Here is a 26,270-nt window from a genome sequence, read left to right on the forward strand (position 1 = left end):
CGCCATGTGAATCGGACTCGGCATAGGGGGCGGCAGGATGGGCAATCCGTTCGACAGTGCGGCGATCGCTGAGCGTTATGTGCGCGGGCGGCTTTACTACCATCCGCAGGCGTTGCGGATTGCCCTGCGGCAGTTGGCGATCGATCGCGTAGGTGTCGCGGTGGATGTCGCCTGCGGCACGGGGCTGTCGACCCGCGCTGTGCTCGACGCGGCGACACGGGTCGTCGCCTGCGATGCGTCGGCAGCGATGGTGCGCACCGCTGAACGGCACCCGCGGGCGCAATTCGTCACGGCGACAGCCGAACAGCTTCCGCTGAAAGACGGCGTCGCCGAGTTGGCTACTGTCGCAGCGGCATTCCACTGGTTCGACCCGCCGCAGGTGCTCGCCGAGCTGGCCCGCGTGCTGCGCCGCGGCGGTGGGCTCGCCGTCTACAGCGACTACTTCCACGGTCGCCTGGTGGATCGACCGGCGTTCGCGGAGTGGATGCGGGACGAGTACATGTCCCGGTATCCATCGGTACGCCGGCGGCCGCACTTCGATCCTGACGCCGCCACCGCCGCAGGTTTCGGCCCCACTGTCAGCTCCGACCAGGAATGGCGGGTTCCGATGACCTGCGAGGCGGCAGCGGCTTATCTCGTGAGCCAAAGCAATACGGCCGCTGCGACCAGCGAGGCGAACCTCCCCGAGCTACAGCACGCGCTCACCGAAGAGCTTCGGCCGTTCTTTCCTGAGCACGGTCCTGCCGAAGCCGTGTTCACTCTCCGGGTCTGCACCACGACGTTGCAGCGCTGAGTGCAGCTTGCGGGAGTTCGGCGCATGAGTCATGGTGCTGCCGCGGCTGAATCGTTGGGGCGGAGAGGTGATTCTGGCCACCTGAAGGCGCGGGCAAGCAAGTCGGCGGCGGTACGCCTTCTCGCTGGTGGCGAGCCACTGCTGCTGGCGAGCTACTGCTGCTGGCGAGCTGCCGCCGCTGGCGAGCCGCTGCTGCCGTCGGCGCTGGCGAGCCGCTGCTGCCGCTGCTGCCGCTGGCGAGCTGCCGCTGCTGCCGCTGGCGAGCTGCCGCTGCTGCCGCTGGCGAGCTGCCGCTGCTGCCGCTGGCGAGCTGCCGCTGCCGCTGCCGAAGAGCGTCCTGGACGTGGCTGCCGAAGAGTGCCCCGGACGCGGCTGCCGAAGAGTGCCCGGGCGCGGCTGCCGAAGAGTGCCCGGGCGCGGCTGCCGGAAATCGCCCCGGCTTCCGGTAGTGGCCGCGACTACCTGCAACGTCCGGTCACCATAGAATTCGATTCTCGGACACGGAGCTACTGCAATGAGGCATGGTGCGTCGGCGACCGGTTCGCTCGAAATGGTTGCCGGGGGAGGCGTTCCGTGATGTGGTACTGCGGTGTGCAACATTCCTGGACCGGGCTTGATCGGTCGGCGAACGATGCTGGGTGGGGTGCTCGGAGCGGGGGTTCTGCTGGCGGCAGGACGGTTGACCGCGGCTGCTGAACCTGCGGCGCCGCAGACCGTGGCCGCCAGGCAGCGGTTCTTCGGAACCGACACCGTCGACGCGGCAACCGGCGCGGTGCGCGCCGATCGGGTGGTGCTGGCGTGGGTGGGGTGCACGACGTATGCGATGGCGATCGGCGGGTCGGTCTTCCTGCTGGATGCGTGGGTTCCGAGGCTCACCAGCACCGGATACGTGCCCGCCACCCCGCAGGATTTGGCGGATCTCGCACCCGAGGCGATCTTCATCGGGCACGGGCATTTTGATCACGCCGGTGATGCGGGACGGATCGCGCAGGCGTCCGGCGCGGTCGTCTACGGAACCGCCGACCACGGGGTGAGTATCCGTGCGCAAGTGAGCGAGCCGGCGTTCCGGACCGTCGCACTCGGCGACGCGAATTCGGCACCGGGGGAGCGGCACGACTTCACTGTCGGCGCCGTCGAGGTGACCGCCATCCGGCACGTGCATTCCGCGCCCACGGCACCGGAACGACCCGGCGGCTCGTCCCCCTTCTTCCCGATGCCGGATCTCTGTGCCCTCGTGCAACATCCACCGACCCTGGGCGGGGTCTTGCAGAACGTGCCCCGGCTGAACGACCCGGAAGGCGGATCCCTCCTCTACCAATTCCGCGTCCCCGGTTTCTCGCTGGTCTGGCACGACTCCACCGGCCCACTCACCGAGAAAGCACCGAACGTCTTCGACGTCTTCGCCGCCCTACCCCCGACCGACGTCCAAATCGGCTCAGTCCAAGGCTTCAACCAGCTCACCAACGGCCTACGCGACCCCCGCCGCTACATCGAAGCGATCGCCCCCACCCTCTTCGTCCCCAGCCACCACGACAACTGGCTCCCCGGCATCACCGCAGGCGCCGCCACCTACGACCCACCCCTGCGCGACGAACTCACCCGAATCCCCACCCCCGACCGCCCCGAACTCCGCTCCCTCTACGACCCGACCGACTACATCCGCCCAGAACGTCTGACTTTCCCGCTATGACATAGCCTCCAACACCTCCGCTGGGCGCGTCTGCCTCCCTCACCCCGTCGGTTGACGGTGAGTGGCACACGGTGGCGGCGAAGTGCGAGTAGCCCCTCCGTCATGTCCCACTCGACAACCCGCGTGCGCCCAGTCGGACTTGGTGGTGCCAATACGCGGGTCGGGCCGCCGTGTCGTCCCGTTCGACAACCGCGTGTGCGCTGGGTGGGACGTGGTGGTGCCGACGTGCGGGTGGGGCCGCCGTGACGTCCCGTTCGGCGACTGTTTGTCCGCCGGGTGGGACGTGGTGGCGTGAGAACCGGGTGCGGCCGCCGTGGTGTCCCGCTCGACAGCCCGGCATGCGCCGAGCGGGACGTGGTGGTGCCGAACGAAACCCGCATGCGTCGAATCGGACATGGTGGCGCCGATACGCGGGTGGGGCGGCCGTGGTGTCCCGTTCGACAACCGCGTGTGCGCTGGGTGGGACGTGGTGGTGCCGATGTGCGGGTGGGGCCGCTGTGACGTCCCGTTCGGCGAATGCTCGTCTGCCGGGAGGGACGTGGTGGCGTGAACGTGCGAGTGGTTTCGCCACGACGTCCCGTTCGGCGACTGCCCTCGCGTGTCCCTGCTTGGGAAGTGGTCGGCTAGGTGGTGGATTCGGCTGGGGCGGTGGGTTCGTGGACTCCGGGGAGCAGGTCGGGGGTGTACAGGCGGTCGATGTCGGGGGCGTATTTGGCGGCGATCGGTTTGCGGCGGAGCTTCATCGTGAGGGTGATTTCGTCGCCGCCGGGTTCCCAGAAGGTGGGGAGGACGGTGAAGCGTTTGATCTGTTCCACCCGAGACAGTTTGGTGTTGCCTGCTGCGACACCGCGGGCGATCTCAGCGATGACTCTCGGGTCGGCGGCTAGTGCGCCGGCGGACGCGTCGGGTAAATCATGTTGAACCGCATAAGGTTCGGCGGTTTCGGCGTCGATGACGATGAGCGCGGTGTTGTACGGACGCTGGTCGCCGACGGTGGCGATGGAACCGATGAGTGGGGTCGCCGCTTTGATGGCATTCTCGATGTTGGCCGGAGACATGTTCTTTCCGGCGGAGTTGATGATGAGTTCCTTCTTGCGGTCGACGACGCGGAGGTAGCCGTCGGGGTCCTGGGTGAGGATATCGCCGGTGTGCAGCCAGCCGTCGGCGTCGAGGGCTTCGGCGGTTTTGACCGGTTCTTCGCGGTAGGCGCGCATGATCGACGGGCCACGGACCAGGAATTCGCCGTCCTCGGCGATAGTGGCCTCGAGGCCGGGTAGCAACTTGCCGACCGTGCCGAGCCGGGCTTCGTCGGGCGGGCTGACGCTGCCGATACAGGTCACCTCGGACATGCCCCACACTTCGGAGATGGGGATGCCGAGTCCGTAGAAGAAGCCCAACGTCTCCGGTGGGATTGGGGCGGCACCCGACATCGCCCACTTCACCTGGTCGAGACCGAGTTTCGCGCGCAGCTTGGACAGGACGGCGGCATCGGCCTTCGCCCACTCGGCGGCCAGCGCGTCGTCGATCGGTTCGCCGGAGAGTCCAGCGTGCGCCTTGCGTGCGGCGACGCCGAGCGCCCACTGCAGACCCGCTCGGGTTGTGTCGTCGGGTTCATTGGCGACCGCGAATTCCAGTGCGGCCTTGAACTTTTCCCACACACGGGGGACAGCGCCCCAGATTGTCGGCCTGGCATCGAGGAGTGCGGCGAGTAGTTGGGTGCGGTCGGGCACGACGGTGATCTGGATGCCGAACACCTCCTGCAAGTACAGCGCGGTGAAGCGGTCGGCCATGTGTGCGGTTGGGAGATAAGAGGTTTGGCGGTCGCCGAACTCGACGGGCAGGACCGAGGCGAAGGCGTGTGCGTCGAAAATCAGGTTGGCGTGGGTGAGTTCGACGCCCTTCGGATTGCCGGTGGTCCCGGAGGTGTAGCAGAGGGTCACGATGTCGTCCGGTTGGACCGCGCGCCAGCTGGCTTCGAAGTCGAAGTCGCTGCGCCCCAACGACTTCAGTTCGTCGACACTGATGGTTCCGGGCGGTGTGCCGTCCAGGCAGACGATGGTCTCGATCGGCACCCCGCACGCCCGGATCCGGTCCACGTACTGTGCCTCGCAGATCACCACTCGATTGCCCGCGTTGCCGAACACATAATTCAGCTGCTCGGGGACCAGTGTGTTGTACACGGAAAACGAGGTCGCTCCGGCATGCTGCGCGCCCACCTCCAGCGGATAGAACTCGACCCGATTGGCCATCATCAGGGCGACCGTGTCACCACGGCCGATCCCGAGCGCACTCAATCCCGCCGCGACTTCCCGCACCTGCGCGGCATAGTCCCGCCAGGTCAAACTCTGCGCACCGCCGATCGACCGGACCGCGACCGAGTCGGGATCGATGGCCGCGACCCGCTGAAAAGCGGCACAGGACGTGTTCGGTTCGGTCATGGTGCAACCCCGTTCGATCCAGCTGTCTATCTCTCTGAGACGGTAAATGGCGAGAACTGGCACGGGGACGTTTCGAGGGATTTCCGTGCCGGCGGATGAATGCGGCGAGTGGTGCTGCCGCTGAGATGCACGCCACGAGCGAGCTCGGCTGAAGTCGCCGCGACTTGATTGAAGCCGCGGAGACGGCGATTCACGTTAGACACCTACCCCGTAGGGGTATATGGTCGGATGGGTCAACCGCACGCCTCGGCTTGACCCCTCGAGCCGAGCTCTGCGAACGAGGAGTGAGCTACGTGAACCACGACACGCACCGCCGCACCGCAGTTCTCGACGTGCGCGGCGTCCGCTGGGCCAGTCAGGCCAACGTCGTCACCGCCGTTCTCCGCCGCAGACCAGGCGTGCTCGACGTCGCCGCCAACCCCACCGCCCAAACCGCCACCATCTCCTACGACCCCACCCGCACCTCGGTCGCCGAACTCGCCGGCTGGATCCGCGACTGCGGCTACCACTGCGCCGGCCGCTCGGTCCCCACCCACATCTGCGACCCGATGATCGAACCGGACGCGCGCGGCGACGTGGGCGGTTCCGGCACGGCTACGCCTCGCGACGCCGCGCAGGCGGGCGATGGACACGGCGACCGCGGCGGGCGCACTCGACATGTGGAACGGGATGGGAGCGTTGACCGCGCCGACCTCGGCGGGCAAGCGTGGGATGCCGATCGCCGACACGGCGAGCGCGGTGACATTGCCGGCGACGGCGATCGCGTTGGGCAAGCCGGTGTCGACAACGGCGATCACGGCGGACATGCGGGCCATGCCGGAATGTCCATGGCGGAGATGGCCGCCGATATGCGGAACCGGTTCGTTGTCGCGGCCGTGTTCTCCGTACTGGTGATGCTGTGGTCACCGATGGCTACCGACATGTTCGGGTTGCATCTGCCGGTGCCGTTCGGGGTGCGGCAGGATATTTGGGCGCTGGTGTTGAGTTTGCCGGTGATCTTCTATTCGTCGGCGATTTTCTTCACCGGCGCGGTGGCGGCGTTGCGTGCGCGCACGTTGGACATGATGGTGTTGGTCGCGGTGGGGATCGGGGCGGGCTGGCTGTATTCGCTGGCGATCACGCTGACCGGCGGCGGTGAGGTGTTCTATGAGGCCTCGACGATGCTGGCAACCTTTGTGCTGCTCGGTCATTGGTTCGAGATGCGGGCGCGCGGCGGGGCCAACGACGCCATCCGCGCACTGCTGGATCTCGCGCCACCCATGGCGGAGGTGATCCGCGACGGCGTGCCGGTCGAGGTACCTACCGCCGAGGTGGTGGTCGGTGACCTGCTGCTGGTGCGGCCCGGCGCGAAGATCGCCGTCGACGGTGTGGTCGAGGAGGGTGACAGCGAGGTCGACGAGTCGATGGTGACCGGCGAAAGTATGCCCGTCCACAAGGAATCGGGTTCGACCGTGATCGGTGCGTCGTTGAACACCAACGGCACGTTGCGAGTTCGCGCGACCAAGGTCGGAGCGGACACCGCGCTGGCGCAGATCGTGGAACTGGTTCAGCAGGCACAGAATTCGAAGGCGCCCGGACAGAAGCTCGCCGACCGCGCGGCGTTCTGGTTGGTGCTGGTCGCCTTGTTCGGCGGCGCATTGACGTTCGCGGTGTGGCTGCTCGTCGGTGCCTCCTTCGCGAAGGCGATGCTGTTCGCGATCACTGTCGTGGTGATCACCTGCCCCGACGCACTGGGCCTCGCGACACCCACCGCGATCATGGTCGGCACCGGCCTCGGCGCGAAACGTGGTGTGCTGTTCAAGAACGCGTTGGCGCTGGAGTCCGCGGCTCGCATCCAAACGGTGGTGATGGACAAGACCGGCACCCTGACCAAGGGCGAGCCCGAAGTCACCGATGTAGTTACCGCCGAAGGATATTCAGCCGAGCAGGTGCTGCGCTTGGTCGCCGCCGTCGAGCGTGAATCCGAACATCCACTCGCCGCAGCGATCGTCCGGCACGCCGAAAACCAGAGCGTCGCAACGGAGAACGCGAGCAAGTTCGAGAACGTTCCGGGTCACGGCGCTGTCGCCGAGGTAGACGGACATCGGGTAGTGGTCGGAAACCGCCGACTGTTCGACCGCGAAGGTATCGACATCGGATCGCTCGCCCCGCAACGTGATCGGCTGACGGACTCGGGACATACCGCGGTCCTCGCCGCGATCGACGGCACAGCGAGTGCTGTCATCGCCCTTGCCGACGCACCCCGCGACACCTCCGCGGCCGCAATCGCCGAGCTGCACGACCTGGGCGTCGAGGTGGTGATGCTGACCGGCGACAATCGCGCCACGGCCGAACGCATCGCCGCCGACCTCGGCATCGACACCGTTATCGCGGAGGTCCTGCCGAAGGACAAGGCCGCGAAAATCACTGAGCTGCAACGGGATGGACGCAAAGTTGCGATGGTTGGGGACGGAGTCAACGATGCTCCCGCGTTGGCGGGTGCCGATCTCGGTATCGCTATCGGTGCCGGAACCGATGTCGCCATCGAAACCGCCGACCTGGTCCTGATGCGCTCCGACCCGCTCGACGTACCGACCGCCCTGCGGATCGGTCGGGGCACGCTGCGCAAGATGCACCAAAACCTGGCCTGGGCAGTCGGTTACAACACCATCGCCCTGCCGATCGCCGCGGGCGTATTCGTTCCCGCGTTCGGCTTCACGCTGCGACCCGAGATCGCCGCCATGTCGATGTCGGGTTCCAGCATCATCGTCGCCCTGAATGCGGTGTCGCTCAAACGTCTTCGACTGCCGGGGCAAACATCGAGTGAGTCCGTAGGCGAGACGACCGAGCTGCACCCCGCGCACCGCTGACGACCGGTATTCGATCGCGGCACCGGGGCAGGCTGACCGGCCGCGCCGGAGCACCGTGGTCGCGGGCGATCGGTCCCATCCCTGCGCACTCGATAGGCTGGCCGCGTGAGTGGCTGGCCGCGTGAGTGGCTGGCCGCGTGAGTGGCTGTGTACGGCCATGGCCGGCGCTCGCGATCGCCCCACGCCGTCGCGTCTGTGCAGCCCGCCCTGTACATGTCTGAGACACTGACCTACATTCGATGGCCATGGACACGATTGAGCTCACCGCACCCGATGGACGGCTCGAGGCAATCCTGGCGCGACCGTCCGGAGAGGGGCCGTGGCCTGGGGTTGTGGTGATCCACGACGGGGTCGGCTTCGGTCCGGATCTGCGGCGGACCGTGTGCATGCTGGCCGACTACGGATATCTGGTCATCGCGCCCAACTTGTTCTCCCGCGGCCGGGTGCGCTGCATCCGGACGATCTATCGGGCCTTGGTGTTCGGCGGAAGCGGCCCGCCGGTGCGTGATGTCGTGGCCGCGCGCGACCGGTTGGTCGCCGAACCCGACTGCACCGGCCGCACCGCCGTAGTCGGATTCTGCATGGGTGGTGGTTTCGCATTGCTGGTCGCGCCGAAGGGTTTCGACGCCGCCGCGCCGTTCTACCCGAGCCTCTACGGCGACTACCGCGCCATGCTCGAGGGCTCGTGCCCGGTGGTCGCCAGCTACGCGCAGCGCGACCCGATCCTGATCGGCGCGCCACGCAAACTGGACGAAGCACTGACCGAGCTCGGCGTGGAGCACGACATCAAGGTCTATCCGAAGGTCACCCACGCCTTCGCCAACCTCACCCCCGCCGACCCGATCCTGCGCGTCACCGGCCTCGGCTACAACGAGGATGCGACGCGCGATGCGTGGCAGCGCATCTTCAGCTTTTTCGACACTCACCTCAATGGGGCGGAGAAGGCCTGACACCCGGTGATCTGTTGATCGCGCTGCGGGTAAGCCTCGCCGGTCGTCGCGTCGTGCTCGGGGGTGTCGGTCGCGAGCCGGGGGCGCTTACTCGCCGCGCCACTGTGGGGCGCGCTTCTCGGCGAATGCGCGGGGACCTTCGAGGGCATCCTTGCTGACGAACACCGGCCCGGCTTCCGCCATACTCATCTCCCAGATCGGCGCGTCCCAGTCGGAGCCGAACTCGTTGACGCGGTGCATGATCCGCTTGGAGGCGCGCACCGACAGCGGTGCGTTCGCAGCGATGGTCTCGGCGAGCCGCAGCGCGGTGGGCAGCACCTGATCGGCGGGCACCACGCGGTTGACCACCCCCCAGTGCGCCGCACTCGCGGCATCGATCGACGTGCCCGTCAACGCCATCTCCAGCGCGATCTTCGGCGGCACCGCCCGCGGCAGCCGCAGCAATCCGCCTGCGGCAGCGACCAATCCACGCGTCACCTCCGGCAGTCCGAGCGAGGCGTCCTCACTCATCACCGCGAGATCGCTGGCCAGCACGATCTCGGTGCCACCACCGAGCGCGAACCCGTTGACCGCCGCGATCAGCGGTTTGTCCACGAAATGCTGTACCAGCCCGGCGAATCCGTACTCCGGATGCTCCGGATCGTGAATCCCGTTGCCACGCGCCAACTCTTTGAGGTCGGCTCCGGCACAGAAAGCCCGCCCGGCCCCGGTGATCACGCCGACGCGCAGCTCCGGGTCGGCGGCGAGCTCGGCCAGCGCGGCACCCACCGCACTCGACAACGCGGCGTTCACCGCGTTCATCGCCTCGGGGCGATTAAGGGTGATCACGGCGATGTGCCCGTGGCGTTCCAGCGTGGCTGCGGCGGTCAAAGTGCCCTCCTTCAGAAGATCACTCGAACCTACCGGGACAGTGCTGCGGTGCGCGTCGAGATCTCAGTCAGCGGACGGCCGGTGGGACGCGCCAGGCTCAGCTCCGGCCGATCGAGGTGGTGCCCTCGCGACCCCAGCGTGCTCTGGACCACCGCGGCGCGCGGTACGTAATGATCTGCTCGCGCCGCACCCTCGTGCAAGACTTGGCCCCGTGAGTGGGCCGAGCGAAGACATTCAGCACAAGACCAGCAAGGGTCGCGACCAGACCGACAAGACCAGCGGTAGCCACGCGGTACCGGATCGCGGCGACGTGATCGGGTCCGGCATCATGTGGCTCGCGAAATGGGCGTTGTGCATTGTCGCGATCGCCGCGGGCGCGTGGGTACTGATGTACGTCTTCGCGAAACTGTGGGTGGTCCTGCTGCCGGTGGCGCTCGCGATCGTCGTCGCGACCGTGCTGTGGCCGCCCACCCGATGGCTCACGCGAAAAGGTTTGCGGCCGGCCTTGGCGGCGACCATCACGATGGTCGCGTTCGTCGGCGTGCTGGCCGGCGTAATCGCGTTGATCGTGCCGTCGGTGGTGGACCAGGCCCCGGACCTTGCGGACAAGTCCACCGAGGGCGTGAATACGGTGCGCGATTGGATGCAGGGTCCGCCGCTGCGGATTCGCGATGAGCAACTCGATTCAGCGGCCGACGCGATCGTGTCCCGGTTGCAGTCCAGTGCCGCGCAGATCGCGGGCGGTGTGTTCAGCGGGGTGTCCACTGCGACGTCGGCGATTGTCACCCTGTTCCTCGTGCTCGTGCTGAGCTTCTTCTTCGTCAAGGACGGGCCGCGGTTGCTGCCCTGGCTGCATGCCGTGCTCGGCAGCCGTAGCGGCCGTCACGTCGAAGAGGTGCTGAATCGGGCATGGGGCACGCTCGGCGGTTTCATCCGCACCCAGGCGCTGGTCAGTTTGATCGATGCGGTGTTCATCGGTGCGGGGCTGGTGATCCTGGGGGTGCCGCTGGCGCTGGTGCTCGCGGTGCTCACCTTTATCGGTGGTTTCGTCCCGATCGTGGGTGCGTTCGTGGCCGGTGCGCTCGCGGTGCTCGTCGCGCTGGTCGGCAATGGTTTCACGACCGCGTTGATCGTGCTGGGCATCATCATCGCGGTGCAACAGCTGGAAGGCAATGTGCTGCAACCGGTCTTGCAGAGCCGGAGCATGCAGTTGCACGCGGTGGTGGTGCTGCTCGCGGTCACCGCAGGTGGGTCGATCTACGGCATCGTCGGCGCGTTCCTCGCCGTCCCGGTGGTGGCGGTGATCGCGGTGGTGGTCCGCTACATCGGCGAGCAGATCGATGTGGTCACCGCCGCGCCACCGGAGTCCGACGACGAGGTTCAGCCGGCGAAGGAATAGTTCACTCGGACTGGCGGGCAGCCAGCAGCGCGGTGACCGCGCCGGCGAACATGGTGTTCTTGATGGCGCCGAGGGTGCCGGGATCCTTGCCGCCGAGCGGGGCGAGCAACGCCAGCGCGGTGTCGGTGATCGCGCCCTCGGGGGCGGTGGCGTCGACGATATCGACTGCGAGAGCGTCGGTTCCGCCGAAGCGGCGGCCCGTCGTCATCGAGGCGACAGCGGTCTTCGGGGTGAGCTTGGCTTGGATGAGCGCCGCCATGCCCTCGGTGAACGGGATGCGGATGTCGACCTCGGGGAAGCAGAAGTAACCGCGGTCGGCGCGCATCACACGGTAGTCGTGGGCGATGGCCAGCATGGAGCCCGCGCCGAAGGCATGGCCGGGGAGTGCTGCGACGGTGGGCACGGGCATGGTGAGCACGCGCGCGAAGAGTGCTTGGACTTCGCCGACGTACCACTGGGTGCGGTCGCCATTGGCGCCGAGCCAGTCCAGGTCGAGGCCGTTGGAGTAGAACTTTCCGCTGGCGGTGGTGATCAGGCCCTGTGCGCCGTCGGCGAGGACGGTGTCGAGTTGGGCGTTGACCGCATCGAGAAATGTAGGCGAGAAACGGTTTTCGTCGTCACCGAGGTCGAGGACGGCGATCTTGTCGTGGTAGCTGAGCGTCGGCATGGGTTTCCTTGTGTCGTGCGGTTCGGGATTCAGTGGGAGTGCTTTGTGGTCACGGTGGTGGGCCTACTTCCAAGACCGCACGCACCGCCGCGCGAAGTTGCTTGCGGGCCAGGGGATTGGCGATTCTGTTGCGGCGCAGCAGAATCGCGGTGGGTAGGTCGACCATGCACACGGTGAGTACATCGACCGCGCGGCCGTCGCCGCGACCCCACAGATGCCGGGACAGTCGAATCAGTAACTCCACCAACACTTTGTCGGTGTCCGCGAGTTCGGTGGCGATAGCGTCGGGGACGTCACCGAGCAGTTCGTCGCGCTCGACGGTGAGCAGGAGCCGCGACGAGGTCGGGAACTTTTCGGCGAACACCACGGGCGCTTCGGCGGCGGCGATCACCGCATCGATGCCGTCCTGCCGATCCGGTCCGTCCAGCGCGGCGTCGACCAGTTCGGACTGCAAGGCCAGGAAGCGGTGTGCGGCCCGTAACCAGGTGCGGCCGAGCAGCTCCGCGCGCGAACCGAAGGTGTGGTAAATCGCGCCGTTGGATACGCCGGTCGCCGCCGCGACCGCGCGAGTGGTGACCGCGGCCGGGCCTGATCGCACGGCCAGTGACTCCGCGGCATCGAGCACGATGTCGGGGTCGTGGGTGCGGGGGCGAGGCATGCCGATCACTATAACAGAGCAGTTGCTCTGCTATTCGGAGTGGCCGGATGAAGGTGCGGTTGGTTGGCTGGGCTCAGCCACGGAATGCTTGTGTCACAAGCGTCCTTCCCATTGTTCGCTCCTGATGTCAGAGCGTGGCGTGGCGCGGTACCGGGACCGCACGTCGGCTCAGCCCGGCCCTCTGCGATATCCGGGATGCGGATGTGACTCATGGTCGGGCGTGACCGGAGCGGTGTCGCTCGCAGCCCAGCTTGTGATTCGTTCTCGTCGCTAGAGCCGGCATGCCCTTAATCCGGAGTCGTGCAGAAGCGGTTGTGCATGCGCTCGGCTCGGCCGTGCACCCTCTCGCATGCGGAATGCTATAGCGCTGCATGCTTCTCATCGTCAGGGCTGGGCCGGCTGCGATGGCTGGGTGGCCCGGCGACGCTCACGGGTATTCTCTGCGGGCTTTCGATTCCATACGCGCACTAGGTATTTCACCGGGTAACAGGTACTTGGGGTCGCTTGAACGGCACGGTAGCGGCTTGGTTATCCTCGTACGAGCCGGCGAGACAATGGGGTACTGTTCGGTCCTCCCACCCCTGCCCGAACGAACAGAACGGCACCCGGCATGTCACGTGTGGTCACCAAGGAGCAGTACTTCGACACCGCTCTGGAGGTGCTCGCCGAATTCGGTTTCAAGGGTCTCAATATCGGTGTGCTGTGCCGACGGCTGGGCGTCACCAGCGGTTCGTTCTACCATCATTTCGGCAGCTGGCAGGGTTTCGTCGACGCGCTGCTCGAGCACTGGGAGAACCGGCAGGTGCTGATCCTGCGCACCCTGAAGTTCAACCAGGGCAACCCCGATGACGACATTCGCGCTATGTCCGACCTCGCCTCCGGCCTGCACCACGCCGCGGAAGCCGCGATCCGCGCCTGGGCCGCCAACGACGAATCGGTGAACCTGGCGCTCAAGCGCGTCGACGAATCGCGCAGGCGCACAGTGCATAAGGCCATCAAGGGCGTTGTCGGTGACGACGACACCTCGGCGGTGGTGACCGGGCTCGGGATGGCGATGCTGATCGGCTACCAACAGATCGCGGCCGGGGGCGAAGATCTGTCCTTGGACAAGTTGCTCAACGAATACGCGCGCCTGATCTACTCACACGCCCGTCGCTGAGAGCCCTTGCCGCTGATCAAGGATGCCGGTGGAGCACGTCCTGGTCCCACACGGCTGACGTGCTGCTTGTCCTGCTCAGTGCGTGCCTCCGACGTGCGTACGCGTCACTGATCGTGCCTCGCACTCAACCCAGCAACTCGTCGACATAACACCACCGCCACGCCTCCCCGGGTTCGACGCTGCGCATCACCGGGTGCCCACTACTGCCGTAGTGCTTGGTCGCGTGATTACCGACGGACGAGTCGCAGCAGGCAATGTGCCCGCAGGACAGGCACATTCGCAGATGAACCCAACTCATCCCCTCCGCAACGCATTCGGCGCAAACGTCCGGGCTCGCCGGATCCACCACCAGCGGAGCAGCCCGAAGATGCGCGCACGTATCGCCAGCCGCAGGCGCTGAGAGCGGTTCGAGACGCTCCTCTTCCGTCTCGTCGTACCGATCGATCATCGACTCCTCGAGGTCGAGCCGAGCCAGCACATACTGCAGGATTTCATAGTCGGCGGAACCTGAATCCCGCACGCGCAGAACAGTTTCGCGTTCCACCCGCAACATCGCCAACCGCAGGCGCCGGTACTCCGCCGTCGGAGTCGCCAACTCGGATTCGGACCGGCCGAGCCGTTCCCACGCCGCATTGGTCTTCCAGGTGACCCGGTCGCGCAACGAATCGACGACCGACGCCGGTGTGTCCGGGGTAATCCGCTTGTCGAGCTCGGCCAGCCCCGCCGTCGTCGCCTGCTGAAGCAGGTTCGCCTTCTGTAGCGCCATCTCGGCACGGCTCGGCCCGCGCAGGTGCAGCAACCGCACCAACCACGGCAGCGAAGTCCCTTGCAGCAGTAGCGTTCCCGCGACAACGACCAGTGCGAGCAGCTTCAACACGGGCAACTGTGGCGTGTCCTCCGGCAACAGCAGCACCGCGGCGAGGGTGACCACCCCGCGCATCCCCGCCCACGACACCACCGCCGAATGCGTCAACGGAACGCCCCCCGTGGGTCCGATTCGGCGAATCAGCAAGGACCAGGGGAAGATCCACAACGGTCGCGCCAGCATCGTCGCCAGCAGCACGCCGATGGCGGCAATCAGCACGGTCCGGTGGTCGAGCCCGCTGCTCCACGCACCCTCGAGAATCGCGCGCACCTGCAATCCGATGATGACGAATACCGAACTCTCCAAGATGAATTGGATGGTGCGCCAATTGGTGCGCTCCGCGATCCGTGACGCCGCGCTCTGCCATACCGGCGCGCCGTGCCCGAGGATCATGCCGCAGGTCACCACCGCGATCACGCCGGACGCGTGGATTCCTTCGGCGGGCAGGTACGCCGCGAACGGGGCGAGGAACGACAGCGTCGTGTCCAGCACCGGGTCGGTGATCCGGCGACGCAGCAGCGCAAGCAGATACGCCACCACGACGCCCACCGCGGCACCCCCGCCCGCGGCGAGCAGGAAGTCGCCGCCGGCCTGCCACACCGTCACCGTTCCGGCCGACGCGGCGATCGCCGTGCGCAAGGCCACCAGCGCGGTCGCGTCGTTGAACAGCGACTCGTCCTCGAGGATGGTGACGATCTGACGTGGCATCCCGATCCGCCGGGCCACCGCCGTCGCGGCCACCGCGTCGGGCGGCGCCACCACCGCGCCGAGCGCGACGGCAACCGCGAACGGCACCGGCAGCAACCACCACACCACCGCCGCGACCGCGAAGGTGGTGAACAGCACCAACCCCACCGACAGCGACGCGATGGTGCGCATATTGGCGCGGAAATCCACCAGGGAAGTCCGGATCGCCGCCGTATAAAGGAGCGGCGGCAGCAATCCGAGCAGGATGATCTCCGGATCGGGATGGATCTCCGGCACGAACGGCAGATACGACGCCGCGACTCCGGCCAGGGTCAGGACGAGGGGTTCGGACACACCGAACCGGCGGGCCAGCGCCGCCAGCGCCGCCGCCGAGGCAACGAGAACCACCAGGCCGATCGCGACATGCACCGTGGCATTCTCGCAGAGCGCATCTCCGGCAACTCTGCCCGCGGTACATGACACGTCCGCTGTCGACGGATTTCCTGTGCCGGAGGGGTTCAGGGGCCATGCTTGTCGGCGACAAGGAGGTAGGCATGGAGGAGTTTGCGTCCTGGCGGGCGAACGGCAGGCGGTTCACCCACCGCGGCCATCAGATCTTCTATCGCGACGACGACGGCGGTGGCGCCGCCGGCACACTGCTCTGCATCCACGGATTCCCGACCGCGTCCTGGGACTGGCACCTCGTCTGGCCGGGCCTGTGCGAGCGGTTTGCTCGGGTGCTCGCGCCGGACATGATCGGCTTCGGCTGGTCGGCGAAACCGCGCAATTATCAGTATTCGATCGCCGATCAGGCCGACATTCACGAGAATCTGCTGCGGGAGCAGGGCGTCGACCGGGTCCACATCCTGGCTCACGACTACGGGGATACCGTCGCTCAGGAGTTGCTCGCCCGCGATGCCGCGCGTCGCGCCGCGGGAGATGAGTCGCTGGTGATCGAGTCGGTGTGCCTGCTCAACGGTGGATTGTTCCCCGAGACGCACCGGGCTCGGCTGGTGCAGCGCCTGCTGGCGAGTCCGCTCGGACCGGTGTTCAGCTTCCTGGCCAGTGAGCGTGCCTACGCCGCGAGCCTGTCCGCCGTCTTCGGCCCCGATACCAAGCCGACCCGCGAAGAGCTGGAACAGTTCTGGACGCTGTGGTGTGGCAAGCGCGGTAAACGCAACGGCCACAAGCTGATTCGCTATATGGGTGAACGTCGCAAGAATCGCGAGCGCTGGGTCGGTGCCCTCCGCGGCACCGTCGTGCCGCTGCGCCTCATCGACGGTCTGCTCGACCCGGTGTCCGGGGCGCACATGGCTCGCCGTTACCGCGAACTGATCCCGAATCCCGACGTGATCGAACTGCCGAAAGTCGGCCACTATCCGCAGGTGGAAGCTCCCGCCGACACCCTGTCCGCCTTTCTCGACTTCCATGCCACCCGGGTTGGCCACCGGACGACGTGAGTTTCGACGGGACATGACGGCGGCATTTCGCGAGTAGGGCCGCCACGATGTCCCGTCGATCATGAATACCGCCTCGGATGGGGACATGGTCGAGCCGGTATCCGTCACAGGCTCAGCCATGACGGGTTGATCGGAGCTGTGTGGTCCGCTCTGCTCGAGATCAGTCGACCCATGCCGCGTCACCTTTATGGCACATCCCATAACATGGCGGTATGGCAGGGACACGCCGAGCGCGTAGTGACGGATCTGTACGCCCGCGGCCGGGTGATGCGCGGCGGCGCATGATCGAGGGCGCGGTGGAGTCGTTGCGGGTGCACGGTGCCAGCGCTACGAGTGTGGATCGGGTGCTCAGCAGTACCGGCGCGCCGCGCGGCTCGGTGTATCACCACTTTCCCGGCGGGCGCACGGAGCTGGTCAACGAAGCGGTCGTGACGGCGGGGACCGTCATGTCCGAGTTCATCGAGCGGCTGACCCGCGACAACGACTCGGTGACGGCACTCGACCAGTTCGGCGCGATGTGGCGGCGCACCCTGGTCGACAGCGAGTTCCGCGCCGGCTGTCCGATTTTCGCAGTCGCGGTCGAAACCAATGACGACGCACCGGAATTCGCCCGTGCCGCCGCCGAGACCTTCGCTCGCTGGCAGACCTCGCTGGCCGACCTGCTTGTCCGCGAAGGGGTTCCGGAAGTGCGCGCCCGCCGCCTCGCCACCCTCACCGTCGCCGCCTTCGAGGGCGCTATCGCGCTGTGCCGAGCCCAGCGCGACATCACACCGCTAGACGACGTCGTCGCCGAGCTGCGCGACCTGCTCCCCACCGCCACCGGCACGGCGGACCCTGGGGCGCAGCACTAACGCCATAGCGGGGCAACTTTGTGGGCGCCTGCCGCGTGCGCTCGTTCCGGCGGTGTGCCGTCGCCTATAGCGTGGCGATTCTGTATGGCCTGGTGGCGGTGCACCGAACGGGCTCGTTGCGCCCTTCGAGGGGCTGGCTGCTTGCGAGTGAGCCAAACCCTGTGGCGTGAATGTTGCACCAGATGGGCACGTTCCGGCGGCGTAGGTGTCGCCAATTGCGCGGCCGAGTCTGCGGGTGCGACGGTCGTCCAACACGGGCGACGCGGGTGGTCGCCGATCGCGGCTGCCGTGTCAGCCAGTTGCGCCGCCGTTTTCGGCATCCCGAACGCGAGATCACCTAGTCGCGTAAGCAAGGCCGCGCGAACATCGATCGCTACCCGACGGACTGGTTACTCGTCCCACCCTGGATGGTACCCCTTGACACACCTATTATGGTGGACACCATAATCAGAACGGGTTCGGGTGAACCGGGTTTGCGTTGCCGCATTCTCGTGGTCCGGCCGCTGCCATGTGCATCGAAGGAGCCGCCGATGTCCGCCGCCGATCTTCAGCTGGATACCATCGAACAGGTCCGAGACGGGCGGGTGCTGACGGCGCGGGTCGTCGCGCCGCCGCTCAACTTCGCCACTCCCGAATTCGTGCGTGATCTGGACCTGCTGACCGCGGCGGTGGATGCCGACGACACGGTAGGCGCGGTCGTGCTGACCGGCGGGCTGCCCGGCCGGTTCCTCACCCACGCCGACCCGCGTGCGCTGACCGGCATGATCGAACTGCCGCATCCGTTCATCCCCGCGCGAGTCGCCGCACCGTTCCTGCGGTTCGGTGATGTGGCGATGCGGCTGCCGGGAGCGGCCCGGCTGGCGGAGCGTTTCGGTGGCGGCCTCGGCGCCGGCCTGGTGTGGGGGCATCGCTGGAAGAAGACCACGCTGCGGATGAATCGTTCCGGCGTGGTGTATCTGGCCGCGATCAACGGCCCGGCACTCGGCGGCGGACACGAGATCGCGCTGGCGTGCGACCTGCGCTACGCGGCCGACGCCGACCACGTCAAACTCGGTCAGATCGAGACCTTGGCCAACCTGATCCCCGGTGGCGGCGGAACACAGCGGCTGTCCCGACTTCTGGGTGCTGCCAAGGCAATCGAGGTGACTCTCGAAGGCGCACCGCTGTCGGTGCGGGAAGGCTATCGACTCGGTCTGGTGCACCGGCTGGTCCCGGAAGATCAGCTGCTGGCCGAAACACAGGCGACCGCAGCGAGATTGGCAACTCGCAATCCCGTCGCCGTCGCGGAAGCCAAGCGCGCCATCTACTTCGGCACCGACAAGTCGCTGTCTCGCGGTCTCGACCGTGAGCAGGCCGGATTCATTTCCGCGGGCACGACCGCTGCGGCCGGCCGCACCACGTCGGCCTTCCTCGAAGACCTCGAACGCCTCGGCGACACACCGTTCCTCGCCGACCTCAAACCGTGGCTGGACGGCACCCGCGTGGATCAGGTCAGCAAATGACCGCGGCAGCAACGGGCCGGACCGGGGTCGATGGCGACCGGTCGCGCGACGCCAACGCGACGGCAGCTCGTGGTGACGCCGCAAACACGGAGTGGCACAAGACCGCATGCATCCTTTGCGAGAACAACTGCGGCCTGCTGATCCAGCTCGATGACCGCCGCTTCGCCAAGATTCGCGGCGACAAAGAACATGTCGCGTCCGCCGGCTACACCTGCAACAAGGCGCTGCGCCTGGACCACTATCAGAACGGCGGCGTCCGCCTCACCGCGCCGCTGCGCCGCGAACCCGACGGTAGTTTTGTCGAAATCGACTGGGACACGGCCATATCCGAGATTGCCACGCGTCTCATCGAGGTCAAGAACCGCTACGGCGGCGACAAGATCTTCTACTACGGCGGCGGGGGACAGGGTAACCATCTCGGTGGTGCGTACAGCGGTGCCCTGCGCCGCGCGATCGGCGCCCGCTACCGGTCCAGCGCCTTGGCCCAGGAGAAAACCGGGGAAGGCTGGGTCGACGGGCACCTCACCGGCGGCCACACCACCGGCGATTTCGAGCACGCCGAAGTGTCGGTGTTCCTCGGTAAGAATCCCTGGCAGTCGCACGGCGTCCCGCGGGCCCGAACGGTGTTGCAGCAGATCGCCAAAGACCCGGCCCGCAGCATGATCGTGCTGGACCCGGTGCGCACCGAAACCGCCGACCTCGCCGACATCCACCTGCAACTTCGCCCGGGTACCGACGCCTGGTGCCTGTCCGCGATCCTCGCCGTTCTGGTGCAGGACGACCTCGTCGACCATGCTTTCCTCGCCGGACACACCACCGATTCCGAGCCGGTCCTGCGGGAATTCGCCGGAATCGATGTCGCCGCCTATGCCGAAATCTGCGGCGTACCCGAACAACTCGTGCGCGCGGCGGCGCACCGTATCGGCACTGCCGCCAGTGTCGCCACGTATGAAGACCTGGGCGTGCAGCAGAGTCCCAACAGCACCCTCATCTCGTATCTGAACAAACTGCTCTGGCTGCTCACCGGAAACTTCGCTAAACCCGGTGCCATGCAGCCACACTCGTGGATGGCACCGCTGGCCGGTTACAGCCGCGACATCAAACGCACGCCGGTGACGGGTGCGCCGATCCTCGGCGGCATGGTGCCCTGCAACTCCATTGCCGAGGAGATCCTCACCGACCATCCGGCCCGTTTCCGCGCGATGATCATCGAGTCCGCCAATCCCGCCCACTCCCTGGCTGATTCGGCCAAGTTCCGGCAAGCGCTCGACGCGCTCGACCTGGTCGTAGTCCTCGACGTCGCCCTCACCGAGACCGCGCGGCACGCCGACTACGTGCTGCCCGCAGCCAGTCAGTTCGAGAAATGGGAAGCCACCTTCTTCAATCTCGAGTTCCCGCACAACACCTTTCATCTGCGCGCACCGGTCCTCGACCCGCTGCCGGGCACGCTGGCCGAGCCGGAGATCTACGCCCGGCTGCTGCGTAGGCTCGGCGCCGTCGGTGCCGGGAATCTGGCCGTGCTACGGACGGCTGCGAAACTCGGTCGCCGCCCGTACAAGTGGGCGTTCGCGGCAATGCTCGCGGTCGACAAGTCCCTCGCGGGTGTGGCGCCGTATGTGCTGTACGAGACCCTCGGCCCCACCCTGCCCGACGATGCGCGCGCCGCGGCGGTGCTGTGGGGATTGGCCCAGCGCGTCGCGAAGGTGTACCCCGCCGCCATGCGTCGCGCCGGCCATCGCGACGCCGACGCTCTCTTCGACGCCATCCTCGCAGGCCGCTCCGGGGTCACCTTCACCGTCGACGACTACGCCGACGCCTGGGACTACGTACCGCACCCCGACAAGCGAATCCCGTTGGCAATACCGGAATTACTGCACACACTGCGCGAGCTCGTCAGCACTGCGTCCTCCCACACCAGCGCCGAATTCCCCTTCGTCCTCGCCGCAGGGGAGCGGCGCTCGTTCACCGCCAACACGATCTTCCGCGACAGCACCTGGCGCCACCGCGACCCGAACGGCTCCCTGCGGCTCAACCCCGACGATGCTGCTCACCTCGGTCTCGCCACCGGCGACCGCGCCCGCATCACCACTCGTCGCGGCACCGCCATTTCGACCGTCGAAGTCAACGACCGCATGCAGCGCGGTCACGCTTCGCTACCGAATGGTCTTGGCCTCGATCTGCCCGATGGCGACGGCACTCAGCGCACCGGCGTCGCCGCCAACGAACTGACCGACGTCACCTGGCGCGACGCCATCGCGGGAACACCTTGGCACAAGCACGTTCCGGCTCGCATCGAGGCACTTCAGGAGGTCTGAGGAAGTCGCGGCGGGAATCGGCTGCGTGTCGAAACGCGGCACTGCCACTCTCGATCTCATGATTCGTCTGTGCGTCGGGAACGAGGCACCGGCTCTCCCGAACTCTGCATTCGGCCCGCCCTCGGGTACACGAACGCCCCGGCCGCGTACGTATCACCGTTGATACATACGCGGCCGGGGCGTGCGTCCTTCACGAGCCCCTCATCGACCCGCGAAGGTCGGCGGACTAAGGCGTGTTGCGCAGAATGTCGACGCCGCGGCTGGCCAACCAGGGCAGCGGGTCGATCGGCTGACCGCCGGGCAGATGCACTTCGTAGTGCAGGTGCGGGCCGGTGGAGAAGCCGCGGTTGCCGACGGTGGCGATGATGTCGCCCGCGCGGACCTGCTGGCCGACCGTGGCGAGGATGTCGTTGACGTGGCCGTAGATGCCGATGGTGCCGTCGTCCTGCTGCACCCGCACCCACATGCCGAAGCCGCTGGCCGGTCCGGCCTCGATCACGACGCCGTCGGTGACCGCGGCGATCGGCGTGCCGATCGCGTCGGCCAGGTCGAGGCCCGCGTGCAGCGAGCCCCAGCGCTCGCCGAAGGTCGAGGTCAGGATGCCCGCGATCGGGCGGACGGTCTTGGGGCGGGCCGCTTCGACGGCGAAACGATTCTGCTCCCACACGACGGTCTCCGGCACGATCTGCGGCATCTGCGCCTCACGCGGGGTGAAGGCAGTGAACGCGACCTGCTGTGCGGTGTCGGCGTCGGCGGAGGCGAGGGTTCCGGCGGTCAGGTGGCCGGAGGTGGTGGTCGAGTGCTGATCGGCGGCGGCTAGCACGCCGAGCGAGGCGCTGACGACCGCGGACACGGCCACCGCGCGGGTGGCGGCACGGTGGCGTCGAGTCCGGGTCGCGCCCCGACGAGAAGATAACGGAACGGTCACGGGCATGGAACGAACGTACGGGAGGTTAATGCGAGCTCCGCAATCCTGTGGTTACCGTCACAGGGTGGAAAAGCCCAGTTCGGGTATTACAAGTGTGTAACGCGCTCGCGCGCCTCCGATGTTCACCTGGGGAAATTCCGTAGGGCACCGAGTTGACCAAATGGTCGCTCGGTGATCACACTATTTCAGTGGCGACTAATGGAGTTCGTGCCCTCACGGCGCTGTCCGACCCGACCCGCCGCGCCATCTTCGAGGCGCTGCCGCAGGCTCGGCGCGCGGTCGGCGAACTGGCGGAAATCACCGGGGTGACCAGCTCGGCGGTCTCGCAGCACCTGCGTGTTCTTCGCGAGGCGCGCCTGGTGATGATGCGTCCGGAAGGCAACCGCCGGCTGTACTCGCTCGACCCGCGCGGTCTCGGCGACGCCCGCGACTATCTCGATCAGTTCTGGCCGAGTGCGCTCGCTGCCTACGCGGCCGCGTTGCAGACCGCGCGGACCGACGGCAGAGTCTGAGTGCCATCGATCCGCGCGATAGATCGCACACGCCTGGCTGGGCTCGTTGCTAGCGGATGGGACCGTCTGCAGCGGAATGGTCAGTGGCAAGACCGGGGTCGCCACCAGGCCACCGTATTCGAAGTCGCGGTCGAGGCAGATCGCAACGTGGGGGGCGCGGTGTGACGTCCTCGGCGCGGCAGGACGCACACGCCCGGGCGTGATGCTCCTCGACGCCGCGAGTGCTGAGATTGGTCGCTCGCACGCTGCACGCGTCGTCACTTCGCACACGCTGCACGCGTTGTCACTTCGCACGCGCCAGCGGATCCTCGCGCGAGCCGCAGGGATTCGCGGCGTGCGTCGCGAGTAACGAGTCTGCGAAGTCCACCGGTTGTTGGCGGTGATGCGGTTGTGGTGCGGGTCGGCCGCGGCGGGTGGGGCCGTCAGCCGACGCGACGATAAGGGGCGCGGCGATTCTGGGTAGCGGACGCGTTGTTGAGCTGCTTGTCGACCGCGTTGATGACCTCGGTGACACCGATCCGCAGCAGTCCGGGGTCGGGGGTGTCGGCGTACGGGTCGCCGAGCTGCCCTGCCCAGAGCACGGCGTGCCGGTTCAGCAGATGCGGGGGTGGTCCGCCCCAGCGCGGCGGCGTCGGACCGAACAGCAATACGGTGCGCGTACCGAACGCGGTGGCCAGGTGGGCGACCCCGGTGTCGCCGCTGATCACGAGTCCGGCCTCGGCGATCGTCGCGGCCAGTTCGATGAGGTTCTGGTCGCCGGCGAGGACCCGGCTGATCGGCAGGCCGGCGCGCGCGGCGATGTTCAGCGCGATTTCCCGCTCGTATTCATCGCCGGTTAGTACCACCTCGCGACCGAGCACGAGCAGATGCCGGACGACGGCGGCGAACCGATCGGCGGGCCAGCGGCGTGCAGGCGCACCCGCCCCGACGTGCACGACGACACAGTCGCGGTGGCTCGTGGTCGCCACCGGTGGCACCAGACCCAGATTGCGCCGGTCCGCGACGATCCCGTCGGATTCGAGCAGGTGGCACCAGCGGTCCACGTGATGCATGTCCGTCTGCCACTCGGGGCCGGACAGTTCAGGGAACGCCGGATTGCGGTAGCTGAGGATGCGTCCCGGGGCCGTCTTCTCCAGTTGCACAATGCTTTCGGTGCTGGGCCCGTGCAGGTTGACCGCGAGCTGCGGGCTGGGCGCGTCCCAGCGCAGACCACCGAGTTCGGCGGTGGGGACCATCGCGTCCACCGACGCGATCAGGTCGACGATCGGCTTCAGCCGGTGCGGGGCGGCGAGTGCGATGTGGTCGTGTGGTCTTGCCCGGCGCAGCGCGCGGAGCGCCGGGACCGCAGTGAGTAGATCACCAAGGCCCCGTGCCTGCAGCACGAGTACAACCGCCACCCTCTTCTCCTAGCCACCCGAGACTCACGATTCCCGACCCACCCGCTTCACCACATGGGCGTAGACGACCAGAGTCACTTAGGGATTACTACCCGACCCTGCCAGGCCATAAACCCCGGCGAGTCAGGCGTCACTCATCGCCGCTTGTCCGCTGGCGCACTAACCTCGTGTCATGACCTCCCGGCTCAACCCGTACCTGACTTTCGGCGACACGGCCCGCGCAGCTCTGGAGTTCTATCGCGACGTGTTCGGCGGCACCCTGACCATCAGCACCTTCAGCGAATTCAGCGACCAGGAGGCGCCCGGCGCGGACCTGGTCATGCACGGCGTCCTGGAGACCCCGAGCGGCTTCACATTGATGGCCGCGGACACCCCGCCCGGCATGGAATACACACCGGGAAGCAGCATTTCGATCAGCCTCAGTGGTGCAGACGCTGCCGAGTTGCATGGTTACTGGGACCGTCTGTCGGAGGCGGGCACGGTGTCGGTGCCGCTGGAGAAGCAGATGTGGGGGGACGAGTTCGGTTTGTGCCGAGATCGTTTCGGCATTGCCTGGATGGTGAACATCGTGGCGCCTGCCACGGCGGACTCGGGCGTGTCGAGCAATGACGGGGTCGGCGGTTAGCGGGTCGGATCGGCCGGTGAACCGGCTGTTCGACGCGCAAGCCCACTGAACCGCAGCATTCAGGGGGGACCCGCAGCGTTCGACGAGCAAATATCCAGGAAACCCACTGGCGGGGCATAGCATCGGACTATGACGACGACAAACAGCGTGCTCGAGGGTCCTTTGCAGTCTCTTGCCCGCAGTGCGTGGCAAACCGTTCTGGTCACCGGCTTACTCTCGGTGATCCTCGGTGTGATCATTCTCGCCTGGCCCGGTGTGACCCTGCTGGCGGCGGGCATCCTCTTCGGAATCTATCTGGTGGTCAGCGGCTTCCTGCAGCTGATGGCCGCGTTCGGCGCACCGAGCAGTACCGGGATCCGCGTGCTCGCCTTCATCAGCGGCGTGCTCTCCATCGCAATCGGCGTCTTCTGCTTCCGTGACGAGCTGACTTCGATTCTGCTGCTTGCCATCTGGATCGGCATCGGGTGGCTGTTCCGTGGTGTGTCCGCAGTGGTGATCGCGATTTCCGAGCCGGATGTGCCGGGTCGCTGGCTGGCCGTCTTCTTCGGCGTGATCACCGTGATCGCCGGCATCGTGTTGATCGCCTGGCCGTTGACCTCGGTCGCCACCTTGGCAGTCGTGGTCGGCGTGTGGTTGATCGTGCTCGGGATCATGGAGGTCATCTTGGCGTTCGGGGTTCGCAAGGATGCCAAGAGGTTCCAGGGAACCGGCATCTGACAGATTCGTTCTCGGCCTGCGGCCGTCGCGTCGATTCGGCGCGGCGGCCGTTGTGCGTCTGCGGGATTGGTTCGGCGGATAGCGCCCGGATGTGCCGTCGAGTGGCTTGTGCGTGATGGCATCGCACCCGTGTAACCGCCGTGTCACGTGACGCCACCGACTACCTCCGACCGGATAGCAAGGCCTTCTTGCTACGGCCCCGGAATCGTCTATGCAAGCACCTACCGCAAACTTGCCTTGCCTGCACTCGATCTGGTGCGCCGGCTATCACCCGATGCGGTACCTGATTGCGTCCGATGCGGTGCGCTGACCGCCGATGGTGTGTCTATCTCGGACGGTGGCGATCAGATCACCGCGACGCATCGGCCAATCGTCGGCGCGAGCAGGTTGGCCGATCGCGTGCGCTGACGGTGAGTGGCACATGGCTGTGGCAAACGTCGAGATGAGGTCTCCATGGTGTGCCACTCACGCCTCCCGCGGTGGGTGTCCGCCTCGCAACCGCACACCTCCCGGCATAAGCAAGTAGGTGTTGCACTACTTGAGGGCGCACCACCGACCCGACTGTCATGTCCCGCCCGGCAACAAATCCGGCTCAGCTAGGCGCCCGGGGGGACATGGTGGCGGCAAAGTGCGAGTGGCGCCAGCCTCATGTCCCGCTCGGTGCGGCAGCAGGGTCGGCTGGACGGCGGTTGGGACATGGTGGTGGTTCCTCGGTCCCGATCGCCGGTCCGTCCTGGCTGCGATTCTGCTCCGACCCCGGCTCCATCTGCAGTCAGCACAGGCCGAGGCTCCAATTGGTGGACCGGCCGCGCCTGTGATTTCCCTGCGCGTCCATCTGCCTTGACCATGGCTCCGGCGGTCGGGTCACGGCCACGGTCGCAGGCAGGGCTCCAACCGGCGCGACTAGCAGCGCCCGCTGATTCCGCCCGCGATCTCCG

At 67.0% G+C, this 26,270-nt stretch carries 20 protein-coding genes; 13 read left to right on the forward strand and 7 right to left on the reverse strand.

Features of this window, described 5'->3' with window-relative positions:
• The first annotated feature begins 37 nt into the window (after window positions 1-37).
• On the forward strand, window positions 38-793 hold the full coding sequence (locus IBX18_RS09105; protein ID WP_194833278.1) for a class I SAM-dependent methyltransferase: 756 nt from the start codon (window positions 38-40) through the stop codon (window positions 791-793).
• Window positions 794-1,436: 643 nt separating this feature from the next.
• Window positions 1,437-2,483 carry an MBL fold metallo-hydrolase gene (locus IBX18_RS09110; RefSeq protein WP_306796203.1) on the forward strand — a complete coding sequence of 349 codons (1,047 nt, stop codon included), beginning with the start codon at window positions 1,437-1,439 and terminating at the stop codon, window positions 2,481-2,483.
• 623 nt (window positions 2,484-3,106) lie between these two features.
• Here the strand turns inward: IBX18_RS09110 and fadD11 are convergent.
• The gene (gene fadD11 / locus IBX18_RS09115) at window positions 3,107-4,921 is read right to left on the reverse strand and encodes a fatty acid--CoA ligase FadD11 (protein ID WP_194833279.1); all 1,815 of its coding nucleotides are present in this window, start codon (window positions 4,919-4,921) and stop codon (window positions 3,107-3,109) included.
• A 293-nt stretch (window positions 4,922-5,214) separates the two neighbouring features.
• Here fadD11 and IBX18_RS09120 point away from each other — a divergent pair, with 293 nt between their 5' ends.
• Together IBX18_RS09120 and IBX18_RS09125 are read left to right on the forward strand one after the other, a co-directional pair.
• Window positions 5,215-7,770 carry a cation-translocating P-type ATPase gene (locus IBX18_RS09120; RefSeq protein WP_194833719.1) on the forward strand — a complete coding sequence of 852 codons (2,556 nt, stop codon included), beginning with the start codon at window positions 5,215-5,217 and terminating at the stop codon, window positions 7,768-7,770.
• A 245-nt stretch (window positions 7,771-8,015) separates the two neighbouring features.
• Window positions 8,016-8,720, forward strand: coding sequence for a dienelactone hydrolase family protein (locus tag IBX18_RS09125; protein ID WP_194833280.1), 705 nt, complete (start codon window positions 8,016-8,018; stop codon window positions 8,718-8,720).
• An 87-nt stretch (window positions 8,721-8,807) separates the two neighbouring features.
• Here IBX18_RS09125 and IBX18_RS09130 read toward each other — a convergent pair whose 3' ends face one another.
• Window positions 8,808-9,590: a crotonase/enoyl-CoA hydratase family protein gene (locus tag IBX18_RS09130; RefSeq protein ID WP_194833281.1), complete on the reverse strand. Its 783-nt coding sequence runs from the start codon at window positions 9,588-9,590 to the stop codon at window positions 8,808-8,810.
• A gap of 211 nt (window positions 9,591-9,801) precedes the next feature.
• Between IBX18_RS09130 and IBX18_RS09135 the strand changes: the two genes are divergently transcribed.
• On the forward strand, window positions 9,802-10,989 hold the full coding sequence (locus IBX18_RS09135) for an AI-2E family transporter (RefSeq protein ID WP_373889174.1): 1,188 nt from the start codon (window positions 9,802-9,804) through the stop codon (window positions 10,987-10,989).
• A 1-nt stretch (window position 10,990) separates the two neighbouring features.
• Here the strand turns inward: IBX18_RS09135 and IBX18_RS09140 are convergent, their stop codons facing one another.
• Window positions 10,991-11,656: an enoyl-CoA hydratase-related protein gene (locus IBX18_RS09140; protein WP_194833282.1), complete on the reverse strand. Its 666-nt coding sequence runs from the start codon at window positions 11,654-11,656 to the stop codon at window positions 10,991-10,993.
• A 49-nt stretch (window positions 11,657-11,705) separates the two neighbouring features.
• Window positions 11,706-12,314: a TetR/AcrR family transcriptional regulator gene (locus IBX18_RS09145; protein ID WP_194833283.1), complete on the reverse strand. Its 609-nt coding sequence runs from the start codon at window positions 12,312-12,314 to the stop codon at window positions 11,706-11,708.
• Between the two features lie 610 nt (window positions 12,315-12,924).
• On the opposite strand from IBX18_RS09145, the gene IBX18_RS09150 reads away from it, so the two are divergent.
• Window positions 12,925-13,473, forward strand: a complete 549-nt coding sequence (locus tag IBX18_RS09150) for a TetR/AcrR family transcriptional regulator (protein WP_107656752.1) — start codon at window positions 12,925-12,927, stop codon at window positions 13,471-13,473.
• 124 nt (window positions 13,474-13,597) lie between these two features.
• Here the strand turns inward: IBX18_RS09150 and IBX18_RS09155 are convergent, their stop codons facing one another.
• A complete protein-coding gene (locus IBX18_RS09155) occupies window positions 13,598-15,454 on the reverse strand; it encodes a Na+/H+ antiporter (RefSeq protein ID WP_194833284.1) in 1,857 nt (618 codons plus the stop codon).
• Between the two features lie 125 nt (window positions 15,455-15,579).
• On the opposite strand from IBX18_RS09155, the gene IBX18_RS09160 reads away from it, so the two are divergent.
• From IBX18_RS09160 to IBX18_RS09175, 4 genes are all read left to right on the forward strand, one after another.
• The gene (locus tag IBX18_RS09160; protein ID WP_194833285.1) at window positions 15,580-16,485 is read left to right on the forward strand and encodes an alpha/beta fold hydrolase; all 906 of its coding nucleotides are present in this window, start codon (window positions 15,580-15,582) and stop codon (window positions 16,483-16,485) included.
• Window positions 16,486-16,697: 212 nt separating this feature from the next.
• Window positions 16,698-17,336, forward strand: a complete 639-nt coding sequence (locus IBX18_RS09165; RefSeq protein WP_228540613.1) for a TetR/AcrR family transcriptional regulator — start codon at window positions 16,698-16,700, stop codon at window positions 17,334-17,336.
• A gap of 530 nt (window positions 17,337-17,866) precedes the next feature.
• Complete coding sequence (locus IBX18_RS43060; protein ID WP_194833286.1) at window positions 17,867-18,838, forward strand: enoyl-CoA hydratase/isomerase family protein; 972 nt, start codon at window positions 17,867-17,869, stop codon at window positions 18,836-18,838.
• Window positions 18,835-21,153 (forward strand): molybdopterin-dependent oxidoreductase, encoded by a 2,319-nt coding sequence (locus IBX18_RS09175; protein WP_194833287.1) that lies wholly within the window; start codon window positions 18,835-18,837, stop codon window positions 21,151-21,153. Before IBX18_RS43060 ends, IBX18_RS09175 begins: the two co-directional genes overlap by 4 nt.
• Before the next feature lie 226 nt (window positions 21,154-21,379).
• On the opposite strand, the gene IBX18_RS09180 is transcribed toward IBX18_RS09175, so the two are convergent.
• Window positions 21,380-22,087, reverse strand: coding sequence for a M23 family metallopeptidase (locus tag IBX18_RS09180; RefSeq protein ID WP_194833288.1), 708 nt, complete (start codon window positions 22,085-22,087; stop codon window positions 21,380-21,382).
• 182 nt (window positions 22,088-22,269) lie between these two features.
• Between IBX18_RS09180 and IBX18_RS09185 the strand changes: the two genes are divergently transcribed.
• Window positions 22,270-22,593 (forward strand): helix-turn-helix transcriptional regulator, encoded by a 324-nt coding sequence (locus tag IBX18_RS09185; protein WP_194833289.1) that lies wholly within the window; start codon window positions 22,270-22,272, stop codon window positions 22,591-22,593.
• Window positions 22,594-23,015: 422 nt separating this feature from the next.
• Here IBX18_RS09185 and IBX18_RS09190 read toward each other — a convergent pair whose 3' ends face one another.
• Window positions 23,016-23,990 (reverse strand): glycosyltransferase family 9 protein, encoded by a 975-nt coding sequence (locus IBX18_RS09190; RefSeq protein ID WP_194833290.1) that lies wholly within the window; start codon window positions 23,988-23,990, stop codon window positions 23,016-23,018.
• Between the two features lie 172 nt (window positions 23,991-24,162).
• Here IBX18_RS09190 and IBX18_RS09195 point away from each other — a divergent pair, with 172 nt between their 5' ends.
• Together IBX18_RS09195 and IBX18_RS09200 are read left to right on the forward strand one after the other, a co-directional pair.
• Window positions 24,163-24,615, forward strand: a complete 453-nt coding sequence (locus IBX18_RS09195) for a VOC family protein (protein WP_194833291.1) — start codon at window positions 24,163-24,165, stop codon at window positions 24,613-24,615.
• A 129-nt stretch (window positions 24,616-24,744) separates the two neighbouring features.
• Window positions 24,745-25,332 carry an HdeD family acid-resistance protein gene (locus IBX18_RS09200; RefSeq protein ID WP_147128055.1) on the forward strand — a complete coding sequence of 196 codons (588 nt, stop codon included), beginning with the start codon at window positions 24,745-24,747 and terminating at the stop codon, window positions 25,330-25,332.
• The last annotated feature ends 938 nt before the right edge of the window (window positions 25,333-26,270 follow it).

Origin of the sequence: Nocardia sp. XZ_19_369, assembly GCF_015355715.1 — a bacterium.
Lineage (GTDB): Bacteria > Actinomycetota > Actinomycetes > Mycobacteriales > Mycobacteriaceae > Nocardia.

Coding starts and splice junctions, on each gene's coding strand:
- IBX18_RS09105 (WP_194833278.1), top strand. CDS start 38: ATGGGCAATCCGTTCGACAGTGCGGCGATCGCTGAGCGTTATGTGCGC.
- fadD11 (WP_194833279.1), bottom strand. CDS start 4,921: ATGACCGAACCGAACACGTCCTGTGCCGCTTTTCAGCGGGTCGCGGCC.
- IBX18_RS09125 (WP_194833280.1), top strand. CDS start 8,016: ATGGACACGATTGAGCTCACCGCACCCGATGGACGGCTCGAGGCAATC.
- IBX18_RS09140 (WP_194833282.1), bottom strand. CDS start 11,656: ATGCCGACGCTCAGCTACCACGACAAGATCGCCGTCCTCGACCTCGGT.
- IBX18_RS09145 (WP_194833283.1), bottom strand. CDS start 12,314: ATGCCTCGCCCCCGCACCCACGACCCCGACATCGTGCTCGATGCCGCG.
- IBX18_RS09150 (WP_107656752.1), top strand. CDS start 12,925: ATGTCACGTGTGGTCACCAAGGAGCAGTACTTCGACACCGCTCTGGAG.
- IBX18_RS09160 (WP_194833285.1), top strand. CDS start 15,580: ATGGAGGAGTTTGCGTCCTGGCGGGCGAACGGCAGGCGGTTCACCCAC.
- IBX18_RS09165 (WP_228540613.1), top strand. CDS start 16,698: ATGGCAGGGACACGCCGAGCGCGTAGTGACGGATCTGTACGCCCGCGG.
- IBX18_RS43060 (WP_194833286.1), top strand. CDS start 17,867: ATGTCCGCCGCCGATCTTCAGCTGGATACCATCGAACAGGTCCGAGAC.
- IBX18_RS09175 (WP_194833287.1), top strand. CDS start 18,835: ATGACCGCGGCAGCAACGGGCCGGACCGGGGTCGATGGCGACCGGTCG.
- IBX18_RS09180 (WP_194833288.1), bottom strand. CDS start 22,087: ATGCCCGTGACCGTTCCGTTATCTTCTCGTCGGGGCGCGACCCGGACT.
- IBX18_RS09195 (WP_194833291.1), top strand. CDS start 24,163: ATGACCTCCCGGCTCAACCCGTACCTGACTTTCGGCGACACGGCCCGC.
- IBX18_RS09200 (WP_147128055.1), top strand. CDS start 24,745: ATGACGACGACAAACAGCGTGCTCGAGGGTCCTTTGCAGTCTCTTGCC.